Origin of the sequence: Nonomuraea sp. CA-218870 (genome assembly GCF_050936535.1) — a bacterium.
In the GTDB taxonomy this organism is placed as follows: Bacteria; Actinomycetota; Actinomycetes; order Streptosporangiales; family Streptosporangiaceae; genus Nonomuraea; species Nonomuraea corallina.
In genome coordinates, this window is sequence record NZ_JBNJMN010000001.1 from 3,988,675 (window position 1) to 4,002,997 (window position 14,323).

General features: G+C 75.4%; 15 protein-coding genes. 5 read left to right on the forward strand and 10 right to left on the reverse strand.

Going from position 1 to position 14,323, the window contains the following annotated elements:
* Nucleotides 1–57 precede the first annotated feature (57 nt).
* The 5 genes from ACQEUU_RS19265 to ACQEUU_RS19285 all read right to left on the reverse strand — a co-directional run bounded on the left by ACQEUU_RS19265 (nt 58) and on the right by ACQEUU_RS19285 (nt 5,802).
* A complete protein-coding gene (locus tag ACQEUU_RS19265; protein ID WP_433067807.1) occupies nt 58–1,011 on the reverse strand; it encodes a pirin family protein in 954 nt (317 codons plus the stop codon).
* Nucleotides 1,008–2,150 carry an MBL fold metallo-hydrolase gene (locus ACQEUU_RS19270; RefSeq protein WP_433067808.1) on the reverse strand — a complete coding sequence of 381 codons (1,143 nt, stop codon included), beginning with the start codon at nt 2,148–2,150 and terminating at the stop codon, nt 1,008–1,010. Before ACQEUU_RS19270 ends, ACQEUU_RS19265 begins: the two co-directional genes overlap by 4 nt.
* An 83-nt stretch (nt 2,151–2,233) precedes the next feature.
* Complete coding sequence (locus ACQEUU_RS19275) at nt 2,234–3,667, reverse strand: carboxylesterase/lipase family protein (RefSeq protein WP_433067810.1); 1,434 nt, start codon at nt 3,665–3,667, stop codon at nt 2,234–2,236.
* A gap of 10 nt (nt 3,668–3,677) precedes the next feature.
* Nucleotides 3,678–4,433 (reverse strand): DUF3152 domain-containing protein, encoded by a 756-nt coding sequence (locus tag ACQEUU_RS19280; RefSeq protein WP_433067812.1) that lies wholly within the window; start codon nt 4,431–4,433, stop codon nt 3,678–3,680.
* A gap of 94 nt (nt 4,434–4,527) precedes the next feature.
* Entirely contained in the window at nt 4,528–5,802 is a 1,275-nt protein-coding gene (locus ACQEUU_RS19285; protein WP_433067813.1) for an NAD(P)/FAD-dependent oxidoreductase, read from the reverse strand.
* 36 nt (nt 5,803–5,838) lie between these two features.
* Between ACQEUU_RS19285 and ACQEUU_RS19290 the strand changes: the two genes are divergently transcribed.
* From ACQEUU_RS19290 to ACQEUU_RS19300, 3 genes are read left to right on the forward strand one after another with little or no spacing between them, the layout of a single operon-like run.
* Nucleotides 5,839–7,047 (forward strand): Tm-1-like ATP-binding domain-containing protein, encoded by a 1,209-nt coding sequence (locus tag ACQEUU_RS19290; RefSeq protein WP_433067814.1) that lies wholly within the window; start codon nt 5,839–5,841, stop codon nt 7,045–7,047.
* On the forward strand, nt 7,044–7,865 hold the full coding sequence (locus ACQEUU_RS19295; RefSeq protein WP_433067816.1) for a phosphoenolpyruvate hydrolase family protein: 822 nt from the start codon (nt 7,044–7,046) through the stop codon (nt 7,863–7,865). The genes ACQEUU_RS19290 and ACQEUU_RS19295 overlap by 4 nt, the downstream gene beginning before the upstream one ends.
* Nucleotides 7,865–8,272 (forward strand): cupin domain-containing protein, encoded by a 408-nt coding sequence (locus tag ACQEUU_RS19300; RefSeq protein WP_433067818.1) that lies wholly within the window; start codon nt 7,865–7,867, stop codon nt 8,270–8,272. Before ACQEUU_RS19295 ends, ACQEUU_RS19300 begins: the two co-directional genes overlap by 1 nt.
* Before the next feature lie 6 nt (nt 8,273–8,278).
* Here ACQEUU_RS19300 and ACQEUU_RS19305 read toward each other — a convergent pair whose 3' ends face one another.
* A complete protein-coding gene (locus tag ACQEUU_RS19305; protein ID WP_433067820.1) occupies nt 8,279–8,707 on the reverse strand; it encodes a type II toxin-antitoxin system PemK/MazF family toxin in 429 nt (142 codons plus the stop codon).
* A 93-nt stretch (nt 8,708–8,800) separates the two neighbouring features.
* On the opposite strand from ACQEUU_RS19305, the gene ACQEUU_RS19310 reads away from it, so the two are divergent.
* The gene (locus tag ACQEUU_RS19310) at nt 8,801–9,553 is read left to right on the forward strand and encodes a thioesterase family protein (RefSeq protein WP_433067822.1); all 753 of its coding nucleotides are present in this window, start codon (nt 8,801–8,803) and stop codon (nt 9,551–9,553) included.
* Here ACQEUU_RS19310 and gndA read toward each other — a convergent pair whose 3' ends face one another.
* Nucleotides 9,554–10,978, reverse strand: a complete 1,425-nt coding sequence (gene gndA / locus ACQEUU_RS19315; RefSeq protein ID WP_433067824.1) for an NADP-dependent phosphogluconate dehydrogenase — start codon at nt 10,976–10,978, stop codon at nt 9,554–9,556.
* A 62-nt stretch (nt 10,979–11,040) separates the two neighbouring features.
* Nucleotides 11,041–11,733, reverse strand: a complete 693-nt coding sequence (locus tag ACQEUU_RS19320) for an HAD family hydrolase (RefSeq protein WP_433067825.1) — start codon at nt 11,731–11,733, stop codon at nt 11,041–11,043.
* A gap of 24 nt (nt 11,734–11,757) precedes the next feature.
* Here ACQEUU_RS19320 and ACQEUU_RS19325 point away from each other — a divergent pair, with 24 nt between their 5' ends.
* Nucleotides 11,758–12,399, forward strand: coding sequence for an SDR family oxidoreductase (locus ACQEUU_RS19325; RefSeq protein WP_433067827.1), 642 nt, complete (start codon nt 11,758–11,760; stop codon nt 12,397–12,399).
* 33 nt (nt 12,400–12,432) lie between these two features.
* Here ACQEUU_RS19325 and ptsP read toward each other — a convergent pair whose 3' ends face one another.
* On the reverse strand, nt 12,433–14,049 hold the full coding sequence (gene ptsP, locus ACQEUU_RS19330; protein ID WP_433067828.1) for a phosphoenolpyruvate--protein phosphotransferase: 1,617 nt from the start codon (nt 14,047–14,049) through the stop codon (nt 12,433–12,435).
* Entirely contained in the window at nt 14,042–14,323 is a 282-nt protein-coding gene (locus ACQEUU_RS19335; protein WP_433067830.1) for an HPr family phosphocarrier protein, read from the reverse strand. Before ACQEUU_RS19335 ends, ptsP begins: the two co-directional genes overlap by 8 nt.

Here is a 14,323-nt window from a genome sequence, read left to right on the forward strand (position 1 = left end):
GCACCGGATCGACGTCTGATGCCGGTCCCCGGGCCCATGTCCGGACGGCCGGGGCTCCTACCGGACCCGGCCGCGCGCCTTGAGCCGGGTGGCGGGCAGCGCCGGGGCGGGCAGCGGCGCGCCGTCGTAGCCGTGGACGACGCCGAACCCCTCGCCCTCCATCCACTCCTTGCGGAACCCGGTGATCTCGTCGTGGTCGCGGCCGACGAAGTTCCACCACATCACGATCTCCTCGGCGAACGGCTCGCCGCCGACGAGCAGCACCCGCCCGTTCCCGCGCACCCGCACGCCGTCACGGCCGGGCGGCAGGTAGCGCAGCGGGCCCGGCCGCAGCGGGGCGACGTCCCCGTCGAGCAGCAGCAGCCCGTGCTCGTAGGCGGGGTCGAGCGGCAGTTCGGCGTCCCCGTCGACCGCGATCTCCGCGCCCGCGAGCGGGCTGTAGGCGGTCGCGGGCGAGCGCACCCCGCCCAGCGCGCCCAGGAACACGGTGGCCGCGAAGCCGGGCCCGGACAGCACCGGCAGCGTCGCGTGATGCTCGAAGTCCGGGGCGACCCGCCGGTGCTCGCCGGGCAGCGCCACCCACAGCTGCACCCCGTGCAGCAGGCCCGGCCGGGACTCCTCGGAGTGGGAGATGCCACGCCCGGCCGTCATGAGGTTGAGGCTGCCGGGCCGGATCGCCTGCAGGCTGCCCAGGCTGTCGCGGTGCAGCACCTCGCCGGTCACCAGCCAGCTCACGGTCTGCAGGCCGGTGTGCGGGTGCGGCGCGACCCGCATCTCCGCCTGCTCGGGCCCGTAGGCGTCGACGAAGCACCAGGCGCCGATCATGCGCCGGCGCACGTGGGGGAGGGTGCGGGTGACGGTCATGGCCCGCGGGCCGCCCAGCGGCACCGCGCGTCCTTCCAGAACCTCGCCGTCCGTGCCGCCGTCCTCGCCGCCGTCCGTGCCGCCTTCCGTGCCGCCGTCTTCGCCGCCGCAGAGGATCGCGCGCGGGTCGGCTTCCAGGTTGCTCACGTTCCGACTGTACGAGGCGCGCCCAGCATTTCCCACCAGCCGTCGGGGGCGGGGACGGCGGCGGTGTCCACGGCCTGGCCGGGCCGGGGCACCACGATCGGCACGTCACGGGCCTTGGCCTCCCGCCACAGCCGGTCGACCGGCTCCGCCCACGGGTGCGTGGCCAGCGTGAACGTCGCCCAGTGGACCGGCAGCAGCAGCTTCCCGCCCAGGTCGAGGGTGGCGTTGACCGCCTCCTCCGGAGTCATGTGGACGTCCGGCCAGGACGGGCTGTACGCGCCGATGGGCATGATCGTCAGGTCGAACGGGCCGTGGGCCGCGCCGATGCCCTTGTAGCCCTCGAAGTAGCCGGAGTCGCCCGCGTAGAAGACCCGCTTGGCCGCGCCGGCCACCGCCCACGAGCCCCACAGCGTGTCGTTGCGGGTGAACGCCCGGCCGGAGAAGTGGCGGGCGGCCGTGGCCGTGAACCGCAGCCCGGCCACCTCCGCCTCCTCGTCCCAGTCGAGCTCGACGACGCGGTGAGCGGGCACGCCCCAGCGTTCCAGATGGGCGCCGATGCCCAGCGGCACCAGGAACGGCGCCTCCTGGGCGCGGGTGAGCGCGCGCACCGTGGCCAGGTCGAGATGGTCGTAGTGGTCGTGGGAGATCACCACGGCGTCGACCTCCGGCAGCCCGGCGAGCGGCACCGGGACCGGGTGGTGCCGCACCGGCCCGACGAGCTGCGAGGGTGACGGCCGCCGGCTCCACACCGGGTCGAACAGCACCCGCCTGCCCTCGATCTCCACCAGCGTGGACGCGTGCCCGTACCAGATCGCGCGCAGCCCGGAGGCGGGGGGCGGGTCCGACGGCGGCACCCGGACCGGGACCGGGCCGGGCGGGCGGCGCAGGTGCCTGTCCCTGAACAGCTCGGCCAGCACGCCGACGGGCGGCGCGGTCATGAGCGTGACCGGCTCCGGCATGGGGTTGAAGAAGACGCCGTCGCGAAAGCGCGGCGAGCGCCGCATCCGGTCCGCCCGGCCGGGCCCCGAGGTCAGGGGCCGCGCTCCCAGCTCGGCGGGGACCCCGCGCAGGGCCCAGGCCGCGGCCGAGAGGACGGCGCCTCCCGTCAGGACACGCCTCAACGTCCGGAATCCCGCCATGCTCACCCTCCCCTGGAAAGTCCTCCCCACCGTGAACCCGGCGGGAGGTCCCCGATGTTCCCGGCCGCGGACCCCGTTCCGGGTCAGTCGAGCAGCGCGCCGCCGCCCTGCCCGGCCCACAGCGCCCGGGAGACCGCCTGCGGATCGTCCACGTCGGCCGGTTCGACGTCGAACAAATGGGTCGTCGCCGACCCGGGCTCGTAACGGGGCCAGCCCGGATCGCCGGTCGCGGCGAAGCGCACCCACGCGGTGCGGAACTGCTCCGACATCCGCTCCCGGTGCGGCGCGTCGCCGATCAACATGGCGGCCAGCTCGCCGCCGGTCGTGCCGAACACCAGCGGCACGTCCAGCCCGTGGCAGGCGCCCAGGAACGGGGTGGGCGCCCAGGTCAGCTCGTAGAGCCAGGCCGGGCCCCGGTGCGCCTCGGCCAGCAGCGTGCTCGGCATCCGGAACAGCCAGTCGGACATGAGCAGGAGGTAGGCCTCCTCGTCGCCGCCCGGCGCCGCCTTCCGGTACGCCGCCTCGGCGCCCGGCGGGGCCAGCCGCTCCAGCGCCCCCGCCAGGTCGACCGGCCGTCCGCCGTTCATCGCGTGGAAGGTGCGGTACTCGTCGCGGTTGTAGCCGCTGATCAGCTCCACGTCGCGGGCCGCGCCGCCGCGCAGGGCCTGCCACGGCAGCTCGGGCAGCACCTCGCCGTCCACCACCGGCGCGAACGGGATCGCGGCGCTCCCCAGCAGCCCCCACCGGTCGTGGCCGCCGGTCAGCTCCTCCCGCGCGAACTCCGACGCCGCGCTCACCATCAGCTCCGGCGGCACGTCGTACGGGGAGCCGCCGCCGGCCCTGGCCATGATCGCATCGGTCACCCGGGCGGCCAGGGCGGGGGAGAGGAACACCCCGGGGACGCTCTGCGCGATGGCCCGGCGGAACAGGCCCGCGGCAGACGGCATCGCCAGGAGGCACGCCACCGACCCGGCCCCCGCCGACTCGCCGAAGACCGTCACGTTGCCCGGGTCGCCGCCGAACGCCGCGATGTTGTCGCGCACCCAGCGCAGCGCGGCCACCTGGTCGAGCAGCCCCCGGTTGGCCGGGGCTCCCGGCACCTGGCCGAAGCCCTCCATGCCCACCCGGTAGTTGAGCGTCACCACCACGACGCCGTCGCGGGCCAGCAGGGTGCCGTCGTACTCGGGCCAGTCGGCCGAGCCCATCCAGTAGGCGCCGCCGTACAGCCAGACCATGACCGGCAGGCCGGAACCGCCGGGGTCGGGCGTCCACACGTTCACCGTCAGGATGTCGAGCCCGGCGGCGGGATCCCACTCCGGCTGGCCGGGGAGCATCGCCGGCTGCGGCGGGCGCGGCCCGAACCTGGTCGCCTCGAACGTGCCGTCCCACCGGCCGGCCGGTTCGGGGGCGGCGAACCTGAGCGGGCCGAACGGGCTCTTCGCGTACGGGATGCCGGTGAAGACGGCGACGCCGTCGCGCTCGGACCCGCTGACCTGACCGGTGCTGATCGTCGGCATGTTCCTCAGCCTAACGCGCCTGGCGGCCCTCCTCCGGGTGCGGCCACGGGTTCGGGCGGCAGCCGCGCAGCGCCTTCGACTGCTGCATCATGACCGGCGCCGGGCGGCCCCGCCCCGGGCAGCCGACGTGCCGGTGGCCGAGCGCGTGGCCCACCTCGTGGCTGATCACGTAGGAGCGGTAGGCGGCCAGGTCACCGCCGTACTGGGGGACGCCCTCGGCCCAGCGGCGCGCGTTGACGACCGTCCGGGAGCCGTTCCAGCAGGACAGGTCGCCGCCGGTGCGCAGCGGCCGGCACACGCGGTCGGTGAGCAGCGGGCTGGACAGCGCGACCCGCAGCCGCACCGGCGGCCGGTCCACCCGGCGGAACCGGCCCCACCCGCGCCGGTCGTTGAGCGTCCGGTGCACCTCGGCCGCGAACGCCCGCGGCTCGAACGGCAGCCCCCGCTCGACCTCCACCAGGTAGCGGATCACCCGGCCGCGCCCCGGCCCCGGCGGCGCCCCGCCGGGCACGACCGCGTACCGTCCCGACGCCCGCTGCGGGACGCTCGGCGGCGCGCTCGGGACCGGCAGGCTCGTCTGAGGTCCGGGCGGCACGCCCGGGTCGGGCGGCAGGCCGGGGTCGGAGGGCAGGCCCGGATCAGGCGGCACGCCCGGGAGGGGGCGGCTCGTCGCGGGAGGAGCCGGCGGCGGGCCGGCCGGGACCGGCCCGGAGCACGCCGTCACCAGGACGAGCAGAACCGGCACCACCACCACCGACGCGCGCACCCACGCCTCCCCGCGAACTCATGGCGGGGAGGTCACGGATCGTACCCATTTCATCACCGCTGTACCGGGTCGCGGCCTCTGAGAGGCGAGACGGTCAGCGGGGCGGCGGCCGGTAGGCGCCGACGTCGATCGGCGGCTCCTCGCCCAGCGCCAGCCCGGCCGCCACCCGCCCGGCGAACGGCCCCGCCGTCAGGCCGTACGCGCCCAGCCCCGTCGCCACGACCACCCGCTCGGTCAGCGTCCCGATCAGCGGCGAGCCCTGCGCGTACACCGGCCGCAACCCCACCCTCGTCTCCGTCACCGTCGCCCCGAACAGGCCAGGCGCCACCCGCAGGCCCGCCTGCAGCACCTCGTCCAGCCCGCCCATGGTGACCCACGGCGCGAACCCCACGTCCTCGATCGTCGCCCCCACCACCACCCGCGAACCCGGGAACCCCAGCAGGTACGGCCCGACGTGCGGCAGCACCATCGGCCAGCGTGAGGTGTCCACGCCGTCCAGCGTGGCGTGCACGATCTGACCGCGCCGGGGGAACACCGGCAGCTCGACGCCGAGCCCCCGGCACACCTCCCCGGTCCACGCCCCCGCGGCCACGATCACCGCGTCCGCGTCGAGCGGCACCCCGTCGTCGGCCGCGACCGGCTGTTCCTGCCCGGCCTCGCCGCCGGCCACCGCCGCCTCCGCCACGTCCGCCGGCCCGGTCTCCGCCGCGACCTCGCCGCCGGCCCGGTACGCCGAACCGGCGGGCGTGCCCTGCCGCCAGGAGTTCCGGTCGTACGGGACCTCGGGCGCCGCCGGGGCACGTCCGCGCGCGTCCGACGCGCGGGCGGCGCGGACCAGCACGCCGCCGTCCCCGGTGAGCGTCGCCGTCCCCGTACGGAGCTCGGCGCCGTGCCGGACCGCCGCGCGCAGGAGCGCGGAGCGCACCGCCAGCCCGTCCACCCGCGCCGCGCCCGGCACCAGCAGCGCGCTCAGGTCCTCGGCCAGCGGCGGGAACAGCGTGGACGGCGCGGCCACGTCCACGACCTCCCCCATGTCCGGCGCCTCGGCGTACCGCCGCGCCAGCAGGGCGCGCACCGGCTCCAGGTCGGCGGGGTCCTCGGCCACGAGCAGCGCGCCCACCCGCGTGTACCCCATGCTCTCGCCCAGCGCCGACACCAGCTCCGGGTAGTAGCGGGTGCCCTCGCGGGTCAGCTGATACCAGGCGTCGTCGTCGGGATGGTCGACCCATGGGCACACGATCCCGGCGCCCGCCTGGGTCGCCTGACCCGCGTACTCCCCGTCCACCACCGTCACCGACACGCCGCGCCCACTCAGCCAGTGAGCCGCGGCGGCCCCGACGATGCCGCTCCCGATGACCGCAACACGCATGCCCCCCATGATCTCAGCCGCGTTACTGTCGGGGGCATGACAGTCGTACTCGTCGGCACGCTCGACACCAAGGGCGAGGAATACGGATGGCTGCGTGACCGGCTGATCGAGCTCGGCCAGGACGTCCTGGTGATCGACGCGGGCGTCGCCGTCCCGGGCGTGTCGTACCCCGTCGACCACCCCAACGACCGGGTCGCGGCCGCCGCGGGCGCGGACCTGGAGGCGCTGCGCGCGGCCGGGGACCGGGGCGCCGCCGTCACCGCGATGGGGGAGGGCGCGGCGGCCGTGCTGGCGGAGCTGCACGCGGCCGGGCGGGTGTCCGCCGTGCTCGCCGTGGGCGGCAGCGGCGGCTCCTCGATCGCCGCGAGGGCGGTCCGCGACCTGCCGATCGGCCTGCCGAAGCTCATCGTCTCCACGATGGCGTCCGGCGACGTGTCCCCGTACGTCGGGGCCAAGGACGTGACGCTCATGTACAGCGTCGTCGACGTCGCCGGCCTCAACCGGGTGTCCCGCGTCATCCTGGGCAACGCCGCCGCCGCGGCCGCGGGGATGGCCGCCGCCCACCGGGAGCCGCGGGCCGGGGAGGGGGACCGGCCGCTGATCGGGGCGAGCATGTTCGGGGTGACGACGCCCGCCGTGGACGCTGCCCGCGAGCGGCTGCGCGAGCTCGGCTACGAGGTGCTGGTGTTCCACGCCACCGGGGCCGGCGGCCGGGCCATGGAGGGGCTCGCCGGCAGTGGCCTGCTCGCCGGGGTGCTCGACCTGACGACCACCGAACTGGCCGACGACCTGGTGGGCGGCGTGCTGTCGGCGGGGCCCGGCCGGCTCACCGCCGCGGGGCGGCACGGGGTGCCGCAGGTGGTCGCGCCGGGAGCGCTCGACATGGTCAACTTCGGGCCGCGCGACACCGTCCCTGACCGGTTCGCCGGCCGGGAGCTGTACGTGCACAACCCGGCCGTCACCCTCATGCGCACCACACCCGAGGAGATGGCCGAGCTGGGCCGCAGGATCGCGGCCAAGCTGTCCGCCGCGACCGGCCCCGCCGAGCTGTTCGTCCCGCTCAAGGGGGTCTCCGCGCTGGACGCCGAGGGCATGCCCTTCCATGACCCCGAGGCGGACCGGGCCTGCTTCGCCGCCCTGGCCGCCTTCCCCTCGACCGTGCGGCTCGACCTGCACGTCAACGACCCGGAGTTCGGGCGGGCCATGGCCGACCGGCTCCACGAACTGATCGGAGAACCGCGATGAACCGGCTCACAGTGCTCGAACGGTTGCGCGCGACCGTCGCGGAGGGCAGGCCGGTGATCGGCGCGGGCGCGGGCACCGGGCTGTCCGCCAAGTGCGCGGAGGCCGGGGGCGTCGACCTGATCATCATCTACAACTCGGGCCGCTACCGGATGGCCGGGCGCGGCTCCCTGGCCGGGCTGCTCCCGTACGGCGACGCCAACCAGATCGTGGTCGAGATGGCCGCCGAGGTGCTGCCCGTGGTGCGCGACACGCCGGTGCTGGCCGGGGTCTGCGGCACCGACCCGTTCCGGGTCATGCCGCGCTTCCTCGACCAGCTCAAGGCCATGGGGTTCGCCGGGGTGCAGAACTTCCCGACCGTCGGCCTCTACGACGGCGTGTTCCGGCAGAACCTCGAGGAGACCGGCATGGGCTACGACCTCGAGATCGAGATGGTCAGGCTGGCGCGCGAGCGGGAGCTGGTGACCGCGCCCTACGTGTTCGACGAGGACCAGGCGCGGGCCATGGCCGAGGCCGGGGCCGACGTGCTCGTCCCGCACGTCGGACTGACCACCAAGGGCAGCATCGGCGCCGGCACCGCGCTCACCCTCGACGAGGCCGTCACCCGGGTGCAGGCGATGCGCGACGCGGCCGCGGCCGTCCGGCCCGACATCCTGGTGCTCTGCCACGGCGGGCCCATCGCCGAGCCGCAGGACGCCCAGCACGTGCTGGCGCGCACCGAGGGCGTGGCCGGCTTCTTCGGCGCGTCCTCCGTCGAGCGCCTGCCCACCGAACGGGCCATCACCGAGCAGGTGGCCGCCTTCAAGAGCCTGGAGATCTGATGCTGATCAATCCCGACGCGGTCCCCACGATGACGTTCGACTGGGGCTCGATCAAGTGGTTCGTCACCCCGGACGCGGTCGCCGGCGCCGGCGGCACGTTCGGCGAGGTCATCGTCAACCCGGGCATGGGCCACGCCCGCCACAACCACCCGGAATCCGAGGAGATTCTGTACGTGATCTCCGGCGAGGCCCGCCAGATGGTGGCCGACGGGGAGGAGTTCATCATCCGGGAGGGCGAGGCCGTGCACATCCCGGCGGGAGTCTTCCACTCGACCTACAACACCACGTGGCGCCCGCTGCGCCTGATCGTCACCTACACGCCCGGCGGCGCGGAGAAGGCACTGACCGAGGCTCCGGGCTTCCGCGTCCACCCGGCGGGGGACATCCCCACCTGGCGCCGGCCCTGACGGGTCTCACCGCCCGGCGTTCCACCCGTACATCTTCATCAGCACCGCCGCCAGCCGCGCGAACCGGTCGCCGTCGAGCACCGCGCCCTCGCGGCGGATGTCGTCCTCGTCCAGCACGAACACCCGGTCCAGCCGGACGTAGGACGTCTTGCCGTCGCGCCCCCACGCGCCCAGCTCGAACCAGCCGGGCCCGTCGTCGCCCCGGCTGGACAGCATCAGGCCCAGCAGCCCGCGCCCGCCGCGGCCCACGACGAGCAGCGGCCGGTCCTTGCCCCGCGACGGGTCCTCCTCGTACGGCACCCACGCCCACACGATCTCGCCGGGATCGGCGAGCCCGTCGAGATCGGGCGAGTAGGACAGCGTGGCGGCCTCGCGCGACCGCACCTCCCGCACGAAGCCCCTGGCGGGCCGCGGGTCCTCTCCGACATCACGCACCCGCCGGATCTTACGGACTCCGCGCGCCTCCCCGCCACCCGGCCCGGCGGCGCGGCGGCGGCGCGGCCGCCCACTCCTCTAGAATCTCATTCTGTGACGTCAGCGTTCTTCACCTCGCGCGGCGGCGAGTTCGTCCCCGCCGCCCACGCGCACAGCCCCTGGTCCCCCGGCATGCTCCACGGCCGCCTCCTCGGCGGGCTGGCCGCCCGCGCCGTCGAGGCCCGCTACGGCGACCCCGGACTGCACGTCGCCCGGCTCACCGTCGACCTGTTCCGCAACAGCCCCCTGCTGCCGGTCACGGTGGACACCGCGCTGGTCAGGGACGGACGGCGGATCCGGGTGGCCGACGCGACGATCCGCACCGAGCAGGGAGTGATCGGCCGCGCCGCCGCCGTCCTGCTGCGCACCGGCGAACAGCCGGACAACGAGCACCTGCTCACCGCCCCCTGGGACGAGACCCCGCCCGACGGCCCGCCGCCCGCCTCGCAGGGCTGGGACCCGCCGTTCGACATGTGGTGGGTGCCGGGCCGGCGGCGGATGTGGATGCGCGAGGACCGCCCGCTCGTCGACGACGAGCAGCTCACCCCCATCGTGCGCACGGCCCTGGCCGGCGACTTCGCCAGCCCGCTCACCGCGATGGCCGAGGGCGGCGTCGCCTTCATCAACGCCGACTACACCCTCACCCTCGCCCGGCTGCCCGAAGGCGAGCTGATCGGCATGGAGGCCACCGGCAGGATCGTCGCGGCCGGCGTCTCCACCGGCCAGGTCACCCTGCACGACACCGCCGGGCCGTTCGGCTTCTGCGTGGTCACCGCCCTGGCCAACCCGGTCCCGCTGCGCGGCTGATCAGGCCGGCCGCTCCGCGCGGTCGCCCGGCCAGTCGGTGTGGAAGGCGCCCTCCCGGTCCACACGCAGGTACGTGTGCGCGCCGAAGTAGTCGCGCAGCCCCTGCACCAGCGCGGCCGGGAGCCGGTCGCGGCGCAGCCCGTCGTAGTAGGCCAGCGCCGAGGAGAACCCGGGCGTCGGCACGCCGATCCGCACGGCCGTGGTGACCACCCGCCGCCACGACTCCTGCGCCACGCCCAGCGCCGCCGCGAACGTCGGGTCGACCAGCAGCGTCGGCAGGTTCGGGTCGGCGTCGTAGGCGGCGCGGATCCGGTCCAGGAACTTGGCCCGGATGATGCAGCCGCCGCGCCAGATCGTCGCCATCGCGCCCAGGTCGAGGTCCCAGCCGTACTCCCGGGACGCGGCCGCCATCTGGTCGAAGCCCTGCGCGTACGCGACGATCTTGGACGCGTACAGCGCCTGGCGCACGTCCTCCACCAGCTCCTCGGCGCCCACCCCGGACAGCGAGGGACCGGCCAGCGACCGGGCCGCCGCCCGCTGCTCCGGATGGCCCGACAGCGCCCGCGCGAACACCGCCTCGGCGATGCCCGTCACCGGCACCCCCAGCTCCAGCGCGCTCTGCACGGTCCACCGGCCGGTGCCCTTCTGCTCGGCCCGGTCCACCACCACGTCCACGAACGGCCTGCCGGTCGCCGCGTCCACCTGGTCGAGCACCTCGGCGGTGATCTCGATCAGGTACGAGTCCAGCTCGCCCCGGTTCCACCCGCGGAACACCTCCGCCAGCTCGGCCGGCGTCGCCCCGAGCGCCTGGCGCAGCAGGTCGTAGGACTCGGCGATCAGCTGCATGTCCGAGTACTCGATGCCGTTGTGCACCATCTTCACGAAGTGGCCGGCGCCGTCGGGGCCCACGTGCACCGCGCACGGCACCCCGTCGACCTTGGCCGCGATGTCCTGCAGGATCGGGCCGAGCGCCTCCCACGACTCCGCCGACCCGCCCGGCATGATGCTCGGGCCGAGCAGCGCGCCCTCCTCGCCTCCGGAGATGCCGGCGCCGACGAAGTGGATGCCCCTCTCGCGCAGCGCCGCCTCCCGACGCCGGGTGTCCTCGAAGTGCGCGTTGCCGCCGTCGACGATCATGTCGCCCGGCTCCATCAGCGCGGCGAGCTGGTCGATCACCGCGTCGGTGCCCGCGCCCGCCTTCACCATGATGATCGCCCGCCGCGGCCGCTTCAGCGACGCCACGAACTCCGCCGCCTGCTCCGACGGCACGAACGTCCCCTCACCGCCGAACTCCCGCACCAGCGCGTGCGTGCGCGAGGACGACCGGTTGTGCACCGCCACCGCGTAACCGTGCCGGGCCAGGTTGCGGGCGAGATTGCGGCCCATGGTGGCCAGTCCGGTGACGCCGATGTCTGCCAGGTCCATGTGAAAGCTCCTCTGTGGGTGATACGCGGTCTACAGCCCCGAGGTTCGGGCCGGAATTCCCGCTACTCGCCGCCGCGCACGCCCAGCTCGTCGAGCCGGTCGAGCATGTCGGCGGGATCGGCGTACACCCGGAACGCCCCCGTGCGCTCAAGCTCGTCCCTGCCGTACCCACCGGACAGCAACCCGATCCCGAGCGAGCCCGCGCGGCGCGCGGCCAGCAGATCCCAGATGCTGTCGCCCACCACCATGGCATGCGCCGGATCGACCCGCAGCAACGCGGCGCCGGCCAGGAACAGGTCGGGGTCGGGCTTGGCCCGGCGCACCAGGTCGCGCGTCACCATCGGCGCGTCGTCCGGCAGCCCCAGCATGCCCAGCGCCAGCCTGGCCGTGCGCGCGTAACCGCTGGTCGCGATCGCCCACGGCACGCCCCGCGACGACAGCTCGGCCAGCAGCTCCGCGGCGCCGGGCAGCGGCCGCACCGAGTCGACCTGCTGCTCGTACGCCTCCGCGTGGCTGATCTGCAGGGCGTCGATCTGCTCCTGGGTGAGCTTCAGCCCGGTCTCGCGCAGCAGCGCGCTGACGAACAGGCCGCCGCTCATGCCGATGCGCCGGTGGATGCGCCACACCGACAGGTCGATGCCGAGCCCCGAGAGTGCCTGCCGCCAGGCGATGACGTGCTGGTAGACGCTGTCGATGAGGGTGCCGTCGAGGTCGAAGAGAAAGGCCGGAGCGGGTGTCTCGGGGAAGTCGTCCATGCCTCCCATGACACCATGGGGGTCATGAGGATCGTCATCGCGGGAGGGCACGGCCGGATCGCGCTGCGGCTGGCCCGGCTGCTCGGCCCCGCCGCCGTCGGCCTGGTCCGCGACCCCGCGCACGTCCCCGACGTCGAGGCCACCGGCGCCGCCGCGGTCGTGTGCGACCTGGAGCGGGCGGGCGTCGACGAGGTCACCGAGATCGTGCGCGGCGCCGACGCCGTCGTGTTCGCCGCCGGCGCGGGTCCCGGCAGCGGCGCCGCCCGCAAGGACACCGTCGACCGGGGCGCGTCCGTCCTCATGGCCGACGCCGCCGAACGCGCCGGGGTGCGCACGTTCGTCCAGATCTCCTCCATGGGCGCCGGCCGGCCGCCCGCCCCGGGCACCGACGAGGTGTGGGCCGCCTACCTCAAGGCCAAGACCGAGGCCGAGGACGACCTGCGCCGCCGCGACCTCGACTGGACCATCGTGCGCCCCGGCAGGCTCACCGACGAACCGGGCACCGGCCTGGTCCTGCTCGCCCCGGAGGCGCCGCCCGGCTCGGTGCCACGCGACGACGTGGCCGCCGTCATCGCCGCCCTGCTCCGCTCCGCCGGCACCGGCCGCCGCACCCTCGAACTCGTCTCCGGCGACACCCCCATCGCCGCCCTGATCGCCACCCAGTGACCTGAGCCACGCGTACGCGGACTCGACGGTCCTCTAGGCGGAGAGGGCCGCATGAGCGCGTTCGCGGCATTCCTCCAGGGTGAGACGGGACAGGGCGTCGCGGACCGCGGGGACGCGGACGGGGGCCATCGACAGGCTCGTCACCCCCAGCCCGGCCAGGATCGGGGCGAGCGCGGCGTCGCCGGCGGCCTCACCGCAGACGCCCACAGGCTTGCCGGCCGCGCGGCCCGCCTCGGCGCAGATCCGCACCAGGCGCAGCAGCGCCGGCTGGGCCGGGTCGAGCAGGTCCGCCAGCGCGTGGTGCTGCCGGTCGGCGGCGTAGGTGTACTGGCTGAGGTCGTTCGTGCCGACGCTCAGGAAGTCCACCTCGCGCAGCAGGCGGTCCGCCAGCAGGGCCGCGGCCGGGACCTCCACCATCGCGCCCACCTTGGCGATGCCGCGGGCGCGGGCGCGCCGGGCGAACGCGGCGGCCTCGGCCGGGGTGCTGACCATCGGGGCCATCACCCAGGCGTCCGCGCCGGTGCGGCGGGCCGCCTCGGCGATCGCGTCCAGCTGGGTGTCCAGCACGTCCGGCAGCACCCGGTCCACCCTCAGCCCGCGGATGCCCAGCGCCGGGTTCGGCTCGGCGGCCAGGCCCAGGAACGGCAGCGGCTTGTCGGTCCCGGCGTCGAGGGTGCGCACCACGACGTACGGAACGGCGGCGAACACGTCGGCGTAGGCGGTGACCTGCTCCTCGTACGAGGGTGCCTGCTTGCGGTCCAGGAACAGGAACTCGGTGCGGAACAGGCCGACGCCCTCGCCGTCCGGGCGCAGGTCGGCGGCCGAGCCGATGTTGAGCAGCAGCTTGACCGGGTGGCCGTCGGCGGTTCTGCCGGGGCCGCTGGTCGCCGAGAGCCGGGCCCGTTCGGCGGCGTCTTGTTCGCGGACGCGGGCCGCTTCCTCCTCCGTGACGCCCACGACGATCTCGCCGGTGGCGCCGTCCACCGCGATGCGGGTGCCGTCCGCCAGGCCCGCGGCCTCCGCGCACGCCACCACGGCGGGCAGGCCGCGTCCTCGGGCCAGGATCGCGGTGTGGCTGGTCGGGCCGCCCTTCTCCGTCACCAGCGCCAGCACCTCCGCGCCCAGCCCGGCGGTGTCGGCGGGGGAGAGGTCCTCGGCGATCAGCACGAACGGGTGACCGGGCGACGGCACGCCGGGCATCGGCACGCCGAGGGCGGCGGCCACCGCCCGGTGCTTGAGATCGTCCAGGTCGCCGGCCCGCTCGGCGAGGTAGCCGCCCAGCGCGGCGAGCGCGTCCCGGTGACGGGCGAAGGCGGCGTCGAGGGCGTGCGGGGCGTCCAGGCCGTCGCGCACGCCCTGCTCGGCCTCCTCCTTGAGCATCGGGTCGTCGGCCATCATGGCGAGCGCGTCGAGGATCTCCCCGGCGCCGCGGTCGGCGCCCGCCGCGGCGGCGGAGCGGCGGCGCAGGTCCTCGGCGACCGCCGTCAACGCCTCGCCGACGATCGCGAGCTCGGCGTCCAGGTCGGCCACGGGACGCGGGCCGGGCAGCGCCGGCGGCCCGGCCATGCGCAGGCACGGCCCCGCCGTCCGCCCGGGGCTGACGCCCAGCCCGGCCAGCGAGGCCGGGCCGGAAGGTGACGGATCAGGCATCCAGCGCCTCTTCCGCGTCCAGGTCGCGGGACAGGAGCGCCGCCAGGGCGTCGAGGGCCTCGTCGGCGCCGGGGGCGTCCGACTCCAGCGTCACCTCGGTGCCGTGGACGGCGCCCAGCGAGAGCACGCCCAGCATGCTGTGGGCCGGGACCGACTTCTCTCCCACCCGGATCCGCACGGGCACGCCCAGCCGCGCCGCCTCCTGCACGAACAGCTTGGCGGGCCGGGCGTGCAGCCCGCTGGCCGACGCGACGGCCACGGTCCTCTCGGGCAT

What these genes read in the sequence shown, in the direction of transcription:
- ACQEUU_RS19290 (WP_433067814.1), top strand. Translation starts at nt 5,839, where the DNA reads ATGACAGTCGTACTCGTCGGCACGCTCGACACCAAGGGCGAGGAATAC.
- ACQEUU_RS19275 (WP_433067810.1), bottom strand. Translation starts at nt 3,667, where the DNA reads ATGCCGACGATCAGCACCGGTCAGGTCAGCGGGTCCGAGCGCGACGGC.
- ACQEUU_RS19335 (WP_433067830.1), bottom strand. Translation starts at nt 14,323, where the DNA reads ATGCCCGAGAGGACCGTGGCCGTCGCGTCGGCCAGCGGGCTGCACGCC.
- ACQEUU_RS19270 (WP_433067808.1), bottom strand. Translation starts at nt 2,150, where the DNA reads ATGGCGGGATTCCGGACGTTGAGGCGTGTCCTGACGGGAGGCGCCGTC.
- ACQEUU_RS19320 (WP_433067825.1), bottom strand. Translation starts at nt 11,733, where the DNA reads ATGGACGACTTCCCCGAGACACCCGCTCCGGCCTTTCTCTTCGACCTC.
- gndA (WP_433067824.1), bottom strand. Translation starts at nt 10,978, where the DNA reads ATGGACCTGGCAGACATCGGCGTCACCGGACTGGCCACCATGGGCCGC.
- ACQEUU_RS19300 (WP_433067818.1), top strand. Translation starts at nt 7,865, where the DNA reads ATGCTGATCAATCCCGACGCGGTCCCCACGATGACGTTCGACTGGGGC.
- ACQEUU_RS19295 (WP_433067816.1), top strand. Translation starts at nt 7,044, where the DNA reads ATGAACCGGCTCACAGTGCTCGAACGGTTGCGCGCGACCGTCGCGGAG.
- ACQEUU_RS19325 (WP_433067827.1), top strand. Translation starts at nt 11,758, where the DNA reads ATGAGGATCGTCATCGCGGGAGGGCACGGCCGGATCGCGCTGCGGCTG.
- ptsP (WP_433067828.1), bottom strand. Translation starts at nt 14,049, where the DNA reads ATGCCTGATCCGTCACCTTCCGGCCCGGCCTCGCTGGCCGGGCTGGGC.
- ACQEUU_RS19285 (WP_433067813.1), bottom strand. Translation starts at nt 5,802, where the DNA reads ATGCGTGTTGCGGTCATCGGGAGCGGCATCGTCGGGGCCGCCGCGGCT.